This window comes from Bifidobacterium sp. WK012_4_13 (assembly GCF_041080835.1).
GTDB lineage: Bacteria > Actinomycetota > Actinomycetes > Actinomycetales > Bifidobacteriaceae > Bombiscardovia > Bombiscardovia fermentum.
In genome coordinates this window covers 1173121-1188096 of sequence record NZ_CP129683.1, presented here as the reverse complement: position 1 = coordinate 1188096, position 14976 = coordinate 1173121, and the positions used below count along the sequence as shown (strand labels likewise).

Sequence of the window (14976 nt, the reverse complement as noted above, 5' to 3'; positions counted from 1 at the left end):
GTCGCTCCATGCACCGCTGAATACCGACGAAGATTGCGTAGACATGGCCACGTCGTGCCATCTCGGTGCTTCTCGACATTCAGCGGCATGTCAGGCAACTGTGAGCTCCCATTCACTTACGGTGATACTGCCGGTGGAGGTGACGCAGTATTATCGTATCGGATAAAGAATCGTCGAATTCGAGAGTGGCATCATGACACGCAGCACTGGGGACAGGTCATTATCCGGTCAGTCGAGAGAACTTCCGGAGCGCATCATCATTCCTGACATCAAGGGGGAGATGGTGCATCTACGTCCGGCCACGCTCGATGACCTGTCGCGAATGGAAGAGTTGGATGCCTTCTACAACGCTTCTGGAATCACTGGCAAGGATAGGCAGACGGAACGTGCCGTCGTTCGCACCTGGGTCCGCCGATCGGTTGCCTGGACCTGGGGACAGAAAACCGTGGAATCGGGAGTTGGCGATCCGGAGTTTCGGCGTACGGTTGCCTGGGCGCTGGTCGCAGAACCCACAGACCGTGATTCCGACAATGCGGTCGATGAGGAATCCGACATGGATCGCGTCATTGGGATGATCTTCCTTATCGACATCGATGGCTGGGCTCGTTCCGCACGGATCCAGGTCGTGCTGGGCCGTGATTATCGTGGTCGTGGCTATTCCAGGGATGCGATGCCCCGCGTGATGACCTATGGCTTTGCCCCGGAACCTGTCGGTCTGGGCCTTCACCGTATCTGGGTGAGCATTCCCGAGAAGAACACTCGCTCCATTTCTGTGTATCAGTCATTGGGATTCCTTCCACTTGGCGTCTCACGCGATGCCCTGTGGGACGATCAGGCTGGGAAGTATCAGGATCTCATCGTGATGGACACGCTCGTCGACGAGTATGATCCCATTCGTTCGCTCGACGCGTTCGGCATGCATGTCTTTGAGGAAAATCCAGGCGTCAAGGAGGCGATGCAGGTGCAGCACATCGCTCCTGAGCCGCACCACATCGAAAGCAAGCGTGGCATCGTTGCCGACAGAATCGGCAAGGGGCCTATCAATGCGGTGAGTCGCGGCGCCGTCACCGGCGATGCGCCGAAGGTGCCTTCGACGACGGATGCCCAGACGGCAGGGAATGTCGCTGCGGATTCGGCACCAACCAATCAGCAGGCTCCGAAGGGCATGGAATCAGCGTCTGATGATTCCATGAACCGACGTTCCCCTGATGCCATTGGACAGGACGCCCAGCGCGCGGCCTATGAGGAGAATCCGTCATCGAACTGGCATTTCGGCAGTCGCAGACAGGACTCGGACGAAGCTTCGGATCAGGTCGAATGGCCTTATAACCAAACCACCCGAAAGCCGTCGAAGCGTGCATGGTGGCGTAGTCTGGGTACGAAGCATAGGCAGACACCAGAAGACGGGAAAGACTGACATATGAGTGCTGAGGATCTCGATAATTACGAAACCAAGGCGGAGCTTGCCCTGTATCGTGAATACAGGGATGTCATCAAGCTCTTCACCTATGTCGTCGAAACCGAGCGACGCTTCTATTTGGCGAACAAGGTTGACTTCAATGTCCGCTCGGCGGGCAACGATGTGTACTTCGATGTGCAATTGACCGATGCCTGGGTTTGGGACGTGTATCGTTCAAGCAGGTTTGTGAAAAATGTCCGCATCGTCACATTCAAGGACGTGAATGTGGAAGAAGTGCAGAAATCTGACATCGACATTCCTGAAGAGATGCCATAGCTTCTCAACAATATGTAGTCTTATTCAGGATTGCAGGCAGTGACGGCATCTGTATGTGTTTTGGAATTGATGTAGAGAAAGAGGAGGCATCTGTGACTGAACAAGAATCCACAGACAAGGATTCAGGGAAAAGGCAATCAATAGTGATTGTCGGTGGAGGCCCCGCTGGTCTCACCGCAGCTTGGGAATTCGTCAAGAATGGCAATACCGACTATGATGTCACCGTTCTTGAAGCGACAAAGGAATTCGGCGGCATATCAAGGACCGTGAAGCATAACGGCAACCGAATGGACATTGGAGGCCACAGATTCTTCTCCAAGGACGACAGAATCATGGAATGGTGGAAGACGATGCTTCCACTGCAGGGCGCTCCCTCGTACGATGACAGGAAGCTGGGACGCCACCACGATCTGGAGCCCGGAGGTCCGGACCCAGAGAAGACAGACAAGGTGATGCTCAAGCGCCACCGTGTGTCGCGTATCTTCTGGAACCACCATTTCTTCGACTATCCCATCTCGCTTTCCGCGAATACCTTGAAGGCCTTGGGCTTCAAGCTGACGATGGAGGCTGGATTCAGCTATCTGAAATCCTGCGTCCACAAGCTGCCTGAGGACAATCTCGAGAACTTCTATATCAACCGCTTTGGGCGCAAGCTCTACTCGATGTTCTTCGAGGGATACACCGAGAAGCTCTGGGGTCGTTCGCCAAGCCAGATCAGCGCCGATTGGGGCGCGCAGCGCGTCAAGGGCCTGAGCATCATCGGTGTGCTCAAGAATGCCGTGATGAAGCTGATGCCGAAGAAGCGTGACTCCCGCGAGGTGGAGACGAGCCTTATCGAGGAATTCTGGTATCCCAAGCTCGGTCCAGGTCAACTCTGGGAAACCGTGGAAAAGCGTTGCACCGATGCCGGTGTCAAGGTGCTTACGGATGCCAGGGTCGTCGAGATAGATCAGAGCGAAGGCAGAATATCCGGTGTCGTGTATTCCAATGCAAAGGGCGAACGAGTCGAGCTGAAGGCCGACCAGGTCATCTCTTCGATGCCTGTGAAGGATCTGGTGCATGCCATCGCGGAGTCTCCGAAGTCAGCGCCGAAGGACATGCAGCACATTGCCAATGGCCTGCCATACCGCGACTTCGTCACGATCGGGCTTCTTGTCAAGAAGCTAAGGATTCGCAACACCACAAGCATTCCGACCCTTGGGCATCCGCCTATCGTTCCAGACTGCTGGATCTATGTGCAAGACCCCGGCTACAAGGTCGGACGCCTTCAGGTCTTTAACAATTGGAGTCCATATCTCGTGAAGGATGTCGAGAACACGGTGTGGATCGGCCTGGAATACTTCTGCGATGAAGGCGATGACTTCTGGAATCTCTCAGAAGATGACGCCAGAAAGTTTGCGATCAGCGAGCTCACGCGCATGGGCATCATCAACGGCCCTCAGGATGTCATTGATTCTCATCGCGAAGAGGTGCCCAAGGCATACCCTGCATACTTCGACACCTATCCTCAGATGCCAGAGCTTGTCGAGTGGCTGGATTCCTTCGGTAATCTGTATTGCGTGGGTCGCAATGGTCAGCACCACTACAATAATCAGGATCATTCCATGGCGACCGCCATGGAGGCTGTGAGCAATATCGAGAACGGCCGAACGTCCAAACGAAACGTATGGAACGTGAATACGGAGAAAAGCTATCACGAGGAAAAGTGAGGCAGCGCTCCAACTGCACCTCGCACAAATCTTCACAACCTTCAGCATGGGTGTGAAACTTGGATTTGTGAGGCAGGAGTAGCGACTGAATCCGGCAGGGTGGATGAACCACCTTGCCGGATTCTTGCATTTCGGGATAGTCATGGCGTTTTATTTTGCAAGAATCCATGGGGCGTTGTAAGGTATGTGGAGTCCGATTGCTGGGACAGCCTCGGATATTCATATGCAGATGAATCTGCAATCATTTTCAAGCCACGCCTGACATTGTGTCAGCGAGCGGTAGGAAAGGCATTATACAGTGGCAACAAGCCAAAATCTTGATGATATGAAACTGCCTGAGCTTAAAGAGCTCGCCAAGCAGATGGGTCTGCGTGGAACATCCACGATGCGTAAGCCAAAACTTGTTGAGACCATACAGGCAGCACGTACTGGTGGCGCCGCGCCTGAGGGCGTGACCGTCAGGTCTCCGAAGCAGACGCCTTCGGTCAATGCTTCAGCCGAATCGGCTGAGGAACAGCACAATTCCGGGATCTCTCCGACAATTCCCGAAGAACGTTCTTTGATTCGGCGCCGCAATCGCAAGAGTGCTCCGGTCAAGGAGGCCGCAGCATCTGAAGATGCCGCCCAGCCTTCGTCATCCTCGGATGCCGGTCAGCGCGGTGCTCAGCGTCCGCGGAGCAAGACCAGCGGGCAGGGTCGCTCGAACGATCTCTTCGATGCGCTTGGCATCGACGAGTCACGGACGGAAGCGGGTGAACAGCGCGGTGAGGCGCGTGACGAACGTCGTGAAGGCAAGGATGAATCTCATGGCTCCAACGCCCTTCCGCTTCCTCTGAGAAGAAGAAGCCGCAAGCATGATTCGTCAGAGGACAATGCGGAGCAGGATCATGAGAAGGTCCGCGATCTTGACGATATCCTTGCAGCGCTTCCCAATCGCAGCGAGCGTTCGTCACGGCGTCAGAATGATGAGCGTGGCGAGAGCCAGGACGGCGGTCGGCGTACACGCGACCGTCGCGACCGCGGCACACGCAACGATCGCGGCGAGCGTTCGGATCGCAGCGAGCGCAATGATGTGTCGGAGCGCAATGAGCGAGGCAATGACCGGAGGGGCCGCAACAGACGTGACCGCAACCATGATTTCGAATCCCGCGAGGAGGAGAAGCGCGAGGATGCACGGCAGGAGGAGCTGGTTCCCGTCGCAGGCATCGTCGATGTGCTCGATTCCTATGCCTTCATCAGAACCTCAGGCTACCTTCCAGGACCGAACGACGTCTATGTCTCGATGGGGCAGGTCAAGAAGTACAGCCTGCGCAAGGGCGACGCCGTCCATGGCTCGATTCGTCCTCCGCATGAGGGGGAGCGCCGCAACCAGCGCCAGAAGTTCGTTCCTCTGCAGTCCATCGACACGATCAATGGCATGAGCGTCGAAGATGCTTCGGCACGTCCCCATTTCAGCAAGCTCACGCCGCTCTATCCGCAGGAACGCCTTCGCATGGAGACGCAGCCCAACAAGATCACCGGGCGTCTGATCGACATCGTCTCGCCAATCGGCAAGGGGCAGCGTGGACTCATCGTCTCGCCTCCAAAGGCAGGCAAGACGATAACCTTGCAGAACATCGCCAATTCGATCACGACCAACAATCCCGAGGTGCATCTGATGGTCGTGCTGGTCGACGAACGTCCTGAAGAGGTCACCGACATGGAGCGCACCGTTCAGGGCGAGGTCATTTCCTCGACCTTCGACCGCCCCGCATCGGACCACACGACCGTAGCCGAACTCGCGATTGAGCGGGCGAAGCGTCTGGTCGAGCTTGGCCAGGATGTCGTCGTGCTGCTCGATTCGATGACCCGTCTTGCCCGCGCATACAACATCGCCGCACCTGCATCTGGGCGAATCCTTTCCGGCGGTGTGGACGCGCAGGCGCTGTATCCTCCGAAGAAGTTCTTCGGAGCGGCACGAAACATCGAGAACGGTGGTTCCCTGACCATCATCTCGTCAGCCTTGGTCGAAACCGGTTCCAAGATGGACGAGGTCATCTTCGAGGAGTTCAAGGGAACTGGCAACATGGAGTTGCGCCTGTCCCGCGAACTGTCCGAGAAGCGCATGTTCCCCGCCATCGACATCAATGCCTCCGGCACCCGCCGCGAAGAGCTCATCACCCCTCCGAACGAGTTGGCGGTCGTCTATCGTCTGCGCCGTGCATTCGGTGGCATGGAGCCGGAGCAGGCATATCAGACACTGGTGCCACGCTTGAAGAAGACCATGACGAACAAGGACTTCCTTGCAGCGTTGACCCAGAACATCCCTCAGGCCTGATTCAGCTCAGTCCGCAGCAATGCGACAATGCCCTCAATGTCATTTCTGACATTGAGGGCATTTGCATGAGCGCCGATGGCTTGTCAAGCTCTGACAAGCTTGGCTGTTCTTCTGCTTGGAGCATGCGACGATACATGACCGCATGGTGGTGGCATGCAGGGCGTTCTCTGCATCCGGCTGCGGCTGACGGACATTCATGGGTACTGCTTCACAGGCCGGGATTGCAAGTTTTTGGCACTCATCAGAGTATAAAGGCGCGAAAAGGGCATGATACTGGTGGAACACGCGGCTCATGAGGCCGGTTGCATCGGTCTGTACTCAGACGAGTGCCCAAAACTTGCCATAAGGATGCGAAACTGTCACATAGAGCAAGAGCAAACAGGAGCATTCGGAAAACGATCGCATCATGCACGACTCCACTGGCCACAAGCGATTCTTCGTTGAGATGCATCGGATGCCGATGCGTTTTCGGTCAGCTGATTGGTTATAGCTCCCGGCTATTCTTGAGGCTATGAGCGATGCTGAACCTGAAGATGAGAATTCGACCACGATAGACAGGAACATGGCTGCCGAGAACCCTCAGAATGCCAAGGCAGTCGAGCAGATAAGAGAACTGAGACAGTCCATCGACAATGTGGATGCCGCCATCGTCTCCCTGCTTGCGGAACGTTTCAAATACACGTCGATGGTAGGCGTCGTCAAGGCAAAGGCAGGCTTTGCACCCGCCGACTATCAGCGCGAGGACCGTCAGATGGCACGCCTGAACCGGATAGCCATAGATGCCGGGCTCGATCCCGAAATAGCCGAAAAGTACAGGGAGTTCGTGGTCACCGAGGCCAAGAAGCGTCACAGACGCATCGCAGAGTCAGGCGGCAATCCCGGTGTCCTTGACGTCTTCGCATGATTTCAGTGGGCCTTCAAGTTTTTGGCACTTGGCGAAGTATAAACGCTGATTTTTGGCTTGATCTGGTCGCAGCTATGCGGCTTCTGAGGGTCTGATACTTTGCCAAGTGCCAAAAACTTGCAAGCCCCGCGTCAGCGAAGATGGATATGCGGTTATTTCGTCTTGAATATGGGAAAGTGCATGGAGAAGACAGTCATGAAACTGTCATCTCCATGCACTTGCAGCCCTAACTTCAGAATGAAGATAGAAGAAGTCGGCTACTTTCTGGGTTTCTTTGCCGGTGGTTCGCCCAAGGTGCTTGAGATGACCCTGATCGACGGCGCTTCGGTATCCTGCGCATCGGAATCTGGAACTGCAGCGGTCTCAATGTCGATATCGCCGGTGACTCGACCGGCTTCAGCAATATCGATCAGTGAGGAGCGCACCGCATCCACAGCCTCTGCAGGAACGCTCAGCGAAACGCTGGTGATTGGCGTACGCATGGAAACCTTGGCTTCAGACTTGATCTTGCGCAGTTCGGCAAGAGTGCTGCCCGACCAAGTCAGCACGTCCATGTTCACACCCTTGCCTGCATCGGCATAGAGTGCAGCGTCAGGCCATCCAGCAGTGTGTACGGAACCGGCTCCATCATGCATCCAGCTCCATACCTGTTCGGTGGAGAATGGCAGATACGGGGCAAGCAGACGGGCGAAGGCATCGAGTCCAAGACCAAGCGTGGTGCGTGCGGACTGTATGGCAGCTTCAGAAGGAATCTTGCCAGTGGCGTCTGCAGTGCCATAGGCGCGGTTCTTCACCAGTTCGATGTAATCGTCGCAGAAGTCCCAGAAGAAGCTTTCAATGACTTCGAGAGCCTTCGAGTGTTCATATGCTTCGAGGGAATCTGTCGCGGCTGCGATGACTTGGCCAAAACGGCTCAGGACTGCGCGATCGATGGTTTCGGTCACATCGTCCGGGTTCCAGGTCACGCTCGCGGCGGAGGCGACATGATGATTCTCGTCTTCGCGGCCAATCGCCAAGGCGAACTTCGTGGCGTTGAGCAGCTTGATGGCCAGTCGACGGCCGATCTTCATCTGACCGACGTCGTATGTAGCATCGAGTCCCAAACGGGCCGATGCGGCCCAATAGCGCACCGCGTCGGCGCCGAACTTCTCGATCGGCTCATTCGGCACGACCACGTTGCCCTTGGACTTGCTCATCTTCTTGTGATCGGGGTCGAGAATCCAGCCTGAAAGTGTGGTATTCGACCACGGCAGGCAATGATTCTCAAGGTGAGCGCGGTCAATGGAGCTGAACAGCCAGGTACGAATGATGTCCTGCCCCTGCGGGCGCAAATCCATCGGGAAGGTGGACTTGAACAGCTGCTCGTTCTCTTCGCCAGGCTCTGCCCAATGGGTCACGATCTGGGGTGTCAGTGAGCTGGTTGCCCAGGTGTCCATGATGTCGCTCTCAGCGGTGAATCCACCGGGAACATTGCGCTGCGAGGCGTCGAAGCCTTGCGGAACGTCGCTTGTCGGATCGATCGGCAGATCCGCTTCGTTCGGCGTGATCGGGTGAGCGTAATCGGTCTCACCATCGGCCTTGACCGGATACCACAGCGGGAACGGCACGCCGAAGAAGCGCTGGCGAGAAATCAGCCAGTCGCCGTTCAGCCCGTGCACCCAGTTGTCGTAGCGCACGCGCATGAAGTCGGGGTGGAAGCTGAGCTGCTTGCCACGTTCGATCAGCTCTGCGTTCAGGGCCGCATCGGTGCCGCCATTGCGCAGATACCACTGACGCGAGGTCACGATCTCAAGCGGCTTGTCACCCTTCTCATAGAAGTTCGTCATGCGCTTGGTCGGCGTCGGCTCGCCGTCCAGGTCACCGCTCTTCTGCAGCTCGTCAACGACGATCTTACGTGCGGAGAACACGGTCTTGCCCGAGGTCTCCTCGAAGACTTCACGGCCATGCTCGTCGGTGATCCAGCCAGGAACATCGCCGACGATGCGGCCATTGCGCTGCAGGATCGAGCGGGTCGGCAGCTTCAGGTCGCGCCACCACTCGACGTCGGTCACATCGCCGAAGGTACAGCACATCGCGATGCCGGCCCCCTTGTCCATTTCGGCGGCCGGATGCGCGAGAATCGGCACGGGAACCTTGAACAGTGGAGAATAGACCTTCTGACCGAAGTACTTCTTGTAGCGCTCGTCGTCTGGGTGGGCGATCAGTGCGCCGCAGGCAGCCAGCAACTCAGGTCGGGTCGTTTCGATGTAGAGTGGCGTGCCATCTTCGAAGCGGAATGCGATCTTGTGATAGAAGCCAGGATATTCGCGTGACTCAAGCTCGGCCTGAGCGACTGCCGTTTGGAAGGTGACGTCCCACAAACCAGGCGCATCCTGCTGATATGCTTCGCCTCGCGCCAGGTTGCGCAGGAATGCCTTCTGCGCCACACGGCGTGGATGTTCACCGATCGTGTGATAGGTCTGCGACCAATCGATGGAAAGACCAAGCGAACGCCAAAGATCCTCGAACAGCTTCTCGTCCTGAGCGGTCAGTTTTTCGCACAGTTCGATGAAGTTCTGACGCGAGATGCGAACCTGGTCGCGCGCCTCGAGCTTCTTGCCTTCCGTGCCTTCGAATGGTGGCTTGAAGTCGGGGTCATAGGGCAGTGAGGTGTCGACGCGCACTCCATAGTAGTTCTGCACGCGGCGTTCGGTCGGCAGGCCGTTGTCGTCCCAACCCATCGGATAGAAGACATCGAAGCCACGCATGCGCTTGTATCGGGCGATGATGTCGGTGTGCGTGTATGAGAACACATGGCCGACGTGCAGATGCCCGGAAACCGTTGGCGGAGGGGTATCGATCGAGTACACCTGTGAGCGGTCGCGATTGTGCTTGAATTGATAGATTCCAGATGTTTCCCATTGATTCTGCCACTTGGATTCCAGACCATCGACGGCAACGCGGTCGGGGAGTGGGGTCAGTCGAGCGGATATTGGTCCTTGCTTCTCAGTCATACTCGCAAGTGTATGAATTTAGCGTGACAAAGATGGGTTGTGAGGGCCACTGCTGGGCAGCTTTGCGCTCGGATTGCAAGTTTTTGGCACTTGGTGAAGTATGAATCGTCGAAATCGTTGCAATATGGACCGATATCATGCCATTTTTGTGTCTGTATGCTCGACGAAGTGCCAAAAACTTGCAATCTCGGCTCAAATAGGGGAAGAAGCAGCGTTCAGGACTGCACGAACCAGCACATTCAAGCATCGAAATGTCTACGCCGAACGATCATTGCGCCGAGCTGATCGCCCGAAGGGGGAAATAGCGGGTGACTGAATTGGACGGCACATTCGTCACCGTGTGGTTGAAGGCGGTTACCGGGGTCGAGACATAGAGCCAGTCAACAGGTGATTCGGTTGAGACGGTCCTTGCATACGCAGCTATGTTCGTTCTATACGAGGCGTCGTTGCGTGAAGCCTCGACGGTCTTCCACTCGCTCTGCGCATTTGGACTGTCATATCCTGAAAGTGAGTCCGGGTCGGCGAATGAGGCCGCATCAGAGGCTCCTGACATCGTGGTCAGGGTCATGTCGAAGTCGTGCCTGGACTCGACTGTGCTCTTCCAGTCAGCGTCGCTGACCATCGTCACGGTCACAGGGACGCCACCAGCGGCGAGCTGGCTCTTTATCAGATCGCCTACTGCAGATCCATATGACTGGGGATACACGAAGCGAAGGCTTCCGTTGTAGTAGCTCGGAGGGAAGTAGTAGGCCAGTTGCGTGCCCTTGGCGGTGTCGTGCGGATGCAGCCCGGTCAAGTCCTCATACCCTTCGTCAAGAGGCGACAGAGGGCCGCCGATGGTGCTTGCCGTACCCTTCTGGGCCGCGACGAAGCTCGCATGGTCGAGCATGTATCTCACCGCTTCGCGGAATCTTTGGTCCGAAAGCACGGAATCGCTTCGTGCATTGAACACCAGGGCCAGGGTTTCGTCGCCTTTGCCGGTGACAAGCGAGATCTTCGAATCCTTGGCATCCTGATTCGCCTGCGTCATCGAGCTCGCCGCAAGCGGCGTCGCAATGTCTATCTTCTTGTTTTGCAGGGCGCTGAGCATGGCGGCAGAATCGGAGTAGTAGCGGAAGGTGGCCTTGGTGACGGCAGTTGGCTGTCTTCCCCAATACTTGGTGTTGAGCTGGAGGACAAGCGTCTTCCCGGCCTGCCATGAATTCAGGGTATATGGCCCTGAGCCAAGAGCCTGGGATGCGTAGTCAAGCTTCGCATCCTTGTCATAGACAATCCCAACGCGTCCGTACAGCTCGCGCAGCAGCAATGGGTTGGGGCTTGCCAGGCGCAGCACCACGGTCGTGGCGTTGGGATTGGATACCGAAGACAAGGTGGAAAGGCTGCTGGACCCAACGAAGCCGCCTGTCACGACCTGTCGCAGGGACCAGACGACATCGCTTGCATCGAGTGCATCACCATTCGAGAAATGCATTCCCGAATTGAGGTGGAACGTATAGCTGAGTCCGTCGTCGGAGATCTTCCATGACTTCGCAAGTCCTGCGGTTGGAGAGCCTGAGGCGTCCTGACTGACGAGCGTCTCATATACGTTGCCTATGAGCGCCTGCTCGATGGCGTCGCCCGAAGCTTTGCGAATGTCTAACGATGAGGGAGCGGATGTGGTTCCAATCGAGATGGATTTGCCAGGCATGGAAATGCCATGATCTAGAATCTCATCCTTGCTGCTGTAGAGCAGCCAGCCACCCCAGCAGACTCCACCCAGGATCGCCACAATAAGCACGAAGACCATGAACGATGCAAGACCTGCGCGTCCGGAAGGTCTTCCGTGAGAGCTGCCATTGCCGGAATCTGTCGGCTGCGCCTTGCCTTGCATGCGTGCATGGTCCGCTCGATGACTGCTCATACCGCCGAGTGTATACCAGCCGCGGCATCTGCAGCCGCCCGCATCAGGCATTCACGGCAATCCTTGCTTCTTGCCGTGCAATATTCTCGTCCGAAATATATCAGCCGATGGGACAGCACCGTCCACTCCTCAGGAGGGAAATATGAGGTTATCTCCCTCTCCACGTGCACCGGATCCGGATGCCTGGAACGCCAGTCAGTTCTCCAGCGCAATCGGCCAGTGACGCGCATCACGTGGGTGTCCACTGGAAATCCAGGGATTCCAAAGGCATTGCCCAGCACGACGTTGGCCGTCTTTCTGCCCACACCTGGAAGTGTCACAAGCTTATTCATTGCCGGGGGCACCTCGCCGTTGAATTGCCTTGTGAGCGTGCTGCCAAGACCGATGAGATGCCTGGCCTTGGCATGATAGAAGCCGAGCGGATGAATGATGTCTTCCAATTCCTCTGGATTGGCGGCGGCCAATGCCTCGGGAGTGGGATACCGGTCGAACAGCCTTGGCGTGACCTTGTTCACGCCAACGTCGGTGGTCTGAGCGCTCAGAACCGTCGCAACGACAAGCTGAAAGGGAGATTCGAAATTCAGGCTGCAGTGTGCGTCGGGATAGAGCCTCTTGAGAATCTCATAGTCGGAATGAATGCGCTCGCTGCGCTGCTGACGGGTTTCCCTTGCCAAACCTTATGCCATCCTTGCCGAAGAACGCTTCATTGATCTGAGTGGCTGGACTGTTTCGCCTGCTCCTGGGCCTGAGCTTCGCGCTCGCTGCCCTCCGGGGGGTCGAAACGATAGCCGACGTTTCGTACCGTGCCGATAAGATGTTCGTATTCGCCACCGAGTTTTGCGCGCAGCCTTCTGATATGGACATCGACGGTGCGCGTGCCGCCGTAGTAATCGTATCCCCACACTTCCTGAAGCAGCTGGGCGCGTGTGAACACCCTGCCCGGATGCTGCACAAGATATTTGAGAAGTTCGAATTCCTTGTAGGCAAGGTCGATGGGACGGCCAAACAGGCTTGCCGTATAGCCATTCGTGTCAACGATCAGTTCTCCAGACCGGATCTGACCGTCGTCGTCGTGAGAACTGACATGCTGCGACTTGGTTCTTACCGGATCATATCCGTTGCTGTGCTCCGAGATGATGCGCAGGCGGACTTCGACCTCGGCAGGGGATGCCGAATTCACGATTACATCGGCGATGCCCCAGGACGAGTTCACGACGGTGAAACCGCCTTCGGTGAGGATCAGAAGCACAGGAGTCGACAATCCGGACGCCCTGATGAGGTTGCACAGCGTCTTGGCGGTTGCAAGGTCATCCCGGGCATCGAGGAACAGTATCGTGTTCTCTGGCATCTTCACCAGCGATGCCGCATCCATGGGCAGGACGCGAACACGATGGGACAGCAGCGCGAGGGAGGGAAGCACTGACGCAGGATCTGCTGCAAACGTCATCAGCGTCAAGTCGGTCACGTTGAATCCCCCTAGTATGTAAGAATTGCCATTCTCATTCAGGCAGTTCAATTGTACAGTCTTGAGAAGCCTGTGGAAGATGCCCCGTTCACGATGCGTTCATTTTCTCGTCGTCTGGGGTTTTCATAAGGTTTCTTGTATTTGTACAAGCCCTTGTGGACAGTTCACGCTACATTGTTACACAGGGAAGGGTGCGTGGCTCCGAAGGCATTGCGCCGGTGAGCGCTATCCCTTGATTGCAAGGAATGCTGAGGTTTGACACTATGGGTGATGACAGTCTGCAGCTGGAGAGACGCGCAAAGGGATCAACCATGTCCGCAAGGTCGGTCGGGTCGGTCGGCAGGGTCGTCACGGTCCAGGTCTGCCTCTATGCCGTCATGATCCTTGGCACCTGCACATTTGCCCTGTTCTCCTCTGGCGTTCCCACGCTTGTCTGGAGCACGGTGATTGGTCTGGTTCTTCTGGGAGCGTTCGTTGTCTTCTGGCCATTCAAGACTTCGGATGCGCAAGGCACGAATCTTGTGATCGAATGGTTCGGTCGCATCGTCGCTGCGATCGCGGGACTGTTCTCGCTGGCATTCTCGATTATGGAACTCAAGGCGCTTCTTGAACCTGCTGTCATTGGAGGCCGGGCGAAGAACCTGCTTCCGTGGGCAGCCGTATTCGTGATACTTGCGGCACTGCTCATCGTCATAGACTTTGCGTTGCAGATGGCGAGAAAGGAACGCTCTCACCTGATCCGTTCCCTGTCCGAGAGCATATTCGGTGCGATCGCATGCGTGTCAGCCGGTGCATGGCCGTTCCTGGCATTCATGGTCGTGACCCTTGCGGATTCCTATCAGCAAAGGCTTGCGATGGCGCTCGTCATAGTGGGCCTGGTTGCCATGCTTGCACTGCTTTCGGTTGGTGTGGCATCCACACTGTGGTGGCGAGACATCAAGGATGGTGATCAGCACACCTGGATCGGCATCGCCATTCTTCCGGTCATGTTTGCCGGAGTGGTCGCCTACCTCGTGGCCATCTCCGTCTTCTTTGTGCTGATCTGATCAGGGTCAGCCCACCCCATCATCTGAGCCTTGGATGCTTTCGATGGCAATGGAACGCGGCTAGAACAGCATTGCGCGAACGGCCTCGAAGAAGCCCAGGTGATCGAGCAATATTTCCAGACCCAGCAGAATGAGCACGCTGCCACCGCAGATTTGGGCAGGTTTGCGCCAACGTGAGCCGAATACGTTGCCGATTCGCAGGCCTGCGATGGACAGGGCAGCTGTCATGATGCCAATCGTGATGATTATTGGCCAGATTCCCTCTGAGACCACCGAGATTCCAATGCCCACTGCAAAGGCATCGATGCTTGTCGCGACAGCAAGCGGAAGCATCGCATGCCACCCAAAGGAGGACTCCATCCGATGCTCTTCGTCACTCTGCTCGGCGATGCCTTCGCGGATCATGTTTGCTCCGATGGCTGAGAGCAGGCCGAATATGATCCAGTGATCGACTGATGTTATGTATGATCGAAGTCCTGCTGCCGCAAAATAGCCTATGAGCGGAAACAGTGCCTGGAATCCACCGAACCACAGTGCCACGGAGGCGCATTGGCGGGCTGTGGTGCGCCGTATGCTCAGACCCTTGCTTATCGATACGGCAAAGGCGTCCATGGAGACGCCCAGCGAAATAGCAAACACTTCAAAAAACACGATTGGTCCATTCACATTGACGATAACGATGTCTTCGTTGTGAACGACAGAGTAATAGCCGCTCAGCCCTACTACAAGGCCAAAAATGACTACCCCTGAGAACTTGAAAGTTTTACCCGTCAAACTTGTGCCATGGATGCTGGGCGATTCAGCGGCAGTCCTGAACCGTCCATGCTTGGAATCGAAGTGGACGATTCGCAGCAATGCCATTCCCAATCAGTGCACATGTCGAAGCGCCACACAGAAAACAGATGCG

General features: G+C 56.3%; 11 protein-coding genes. 6 read left to right on the top strand and 5 right to left on the bottom strand.

The annotated features are described in order from the left end of the window. The first annotated feature begins 193 nt into the window (after window positions 1–193). The 5 genes from QN062_RS04855 (at window position 194) to QN062_RS04835 (ending at window position 6665) form a co-directional block, all read left to right on the top strand. The gene (locus QN062_RS04855; protein ID WP_369342458.1) at window positions 194–1417 is read left to right on the top strand and encodes a GNAT family N-acetyltransferase; all 1224 of its coding nucleotides are present in this window, start codon (window positions 194–196) and stop codon (window positions 1415–1417) included. A gap of 3 nt (window positions 1418–1420) precedes the next feature. Continuing rightward, on the top strand, window positions 1421–1735 hold the full coding sequence (locus QN062_RS04850) for a DUF2469 domain-containing protein (protein WP_094692472.1): 315 nt from the start codon (window positions 1421–1423) through the stop codon (window positions 1733–1735). A gap of 53 nt (window positions 1736–1788) precedes the next feature. Continuing rightward, the gene (locus QN062_RS04845; protein WP_394854686.1) at window positions 1789–3444 is read left to right on the top strand and encodes an NAD(P)/FAD-dependent oxidoreductase; all 1656 of its coding nucleotides are present in this window, start codon (window positions 1789–1791) and stop codon (window positions 3442–3444) included. A 298-nt stretch (window positions 3445–3742) separates the two neighbouring features. Further along, window positions 3743–5761, top strand: coding sequence for a transcription termination factor Rho (gene rho / locus QN062_RS04840; protein ID WP_369342456.1), 2019 nt, complete (start codon window positions 3743–3745; stop codon window positions 5759–5761). A 511-nt stretch (window positions 5762–6272) separates the two neighbouring features. Continuing rightward, window positions 6273–6665, top strand: coding sequence for a chorismate mutase (locus QN062_RS04835; protein ID WP_369342455.1), 393 nt, complete (start codon window positions 6273–6275; stop codon window positions 6663–6665). Between the two features lie 257 nt (window positions 6666–6922). Here QN062_RS04835 and valS read toward each other — a convergent pair whose 3' ends face one another. From valS to QN062_RS04815, 4 genes are all read right to left on the bottom strand, one after another. Next, window positions 6923–9658 (bottom strand): valine--tRNA ligase, encoded by a 2736-nt coding sequence (gene valS, locus QN062_RS04830; protein ID WP_369342454.1) that lies wholly within the window; start codon window positions 9656–9658, stop codon window positions 6923–6925. Window positions 9659–9926: 268 nt separating this feature from the next. Then, entirely contained in the window at window positions 9927–11558 is a 1632-nt protein-coding gene (locus QN062_RS04825; RefSeq protein WP_369342453.1) for an ABC transporter substrate-binding protein, read from the bottom strand. Further along, window positions 11555–12232: an endonuclease III gene (gene nth, locus QN062_RS04820; RefSeq protein ID WP_369342452.1), complete on the bottom strand. Its 678-nt coding sequence runs from the start codon at window positions 12230–12232 to the stop codon at window positions 11555–11557. The genes QN062_RS04825 and nth overlap by 4 nt, the downstream gene beginning before the upstream one ends. 29 nt (window positions 12233–12261) lie before the next feature. Continuing rightward, window positions 12262–13023, bottom strand: a complete 762-nt coding sequence (locus QN062_RS04815) for a winged-helix domain-containing protein (RefSeq protein ID WP_369342451.1) — start codon at window positions 13021–13023, stop codon at window positions 12262–12264. Window positions 13024–13286: 263 nt separating this feature from the next. On the opposite strand from QN062_RS04815, the gene QN062_RS04810 reads away from it, so the two are divergent. Continuing rightward, window positions 13287–14069 (top strand): hypothetical protein, encoded by a 783-nt coding sequence (locus QN062_RS04810; RefSeq protein ID WP_369342450.1) that lies wholly within the window; start codon window positions 13287–13289, stop codon window positions 14067–14069. A gap of 60 nt (window positions 14070–14129) precedes the next feature. Here the strand turns inward: QN062_RS04810 and QN062_RS04805 are convergent, their stop codons facing one another. Then, complete coding sequence (locus QN062_RS04805) at window positions 14130–14720, bottom strand: manganese efflux pump MntP family protein (protein ID WP_369342548.1); 591 nt, start codon at window positions 14718–14720, stop codon at window positions 14130–14132. Window positions 14721–14976 lie beyond the last annotated feature (256 nt).

Coding starts and splice junctions, on each gene's coding strand:
- QN062_RS04855 (WP_369342458.1), top strand. CDS start 194: ATGACACGCAGCACTGGGGACAGGTCATTATCCGGTCAGTCGAGAGAA.
- QN062_RS04850 (WP_094692472.1), top strand. CDS start 1,421: ATGAGTGCTGAGGATCTCGATAATTACGAAACCAAGGCGGAGCTTGCC.
- QN062_RS04845 (WP_394854686.1), top strand. CDS start 1,789: ATGTGTTTTGGAATTGATGTAGAGAAAGAGGAGGCATCTGTGACTGAA.
- QN062_RS04835 (WP_369342455.1), top strand. CDS start 6,273: ATGAGCGATGCTGAACCTGAAGATGAGAATTCGACCACGATAGACAGG.
- valS (WP_369342454.1), bottom strand. CDS start 9,658: ATGACTGAGAAGCAAGGACCAATATCCGCTCGACTGACCCCACTCCCC.
- QN062_RS04825 (WP_369342453.1), bottom strand. CDS start 11,558: ATGAGCAGTCATCGAGCGGACCATGCACGCATGCAAGGCAAGGCGCAG.
- QN062_RS04810 (WP_369342450.1), top strand. CDS start 13,287: ATGGGTGATGACAGTCTGCAGCTGGAGAGACGCGCAAAGGGATCAACC.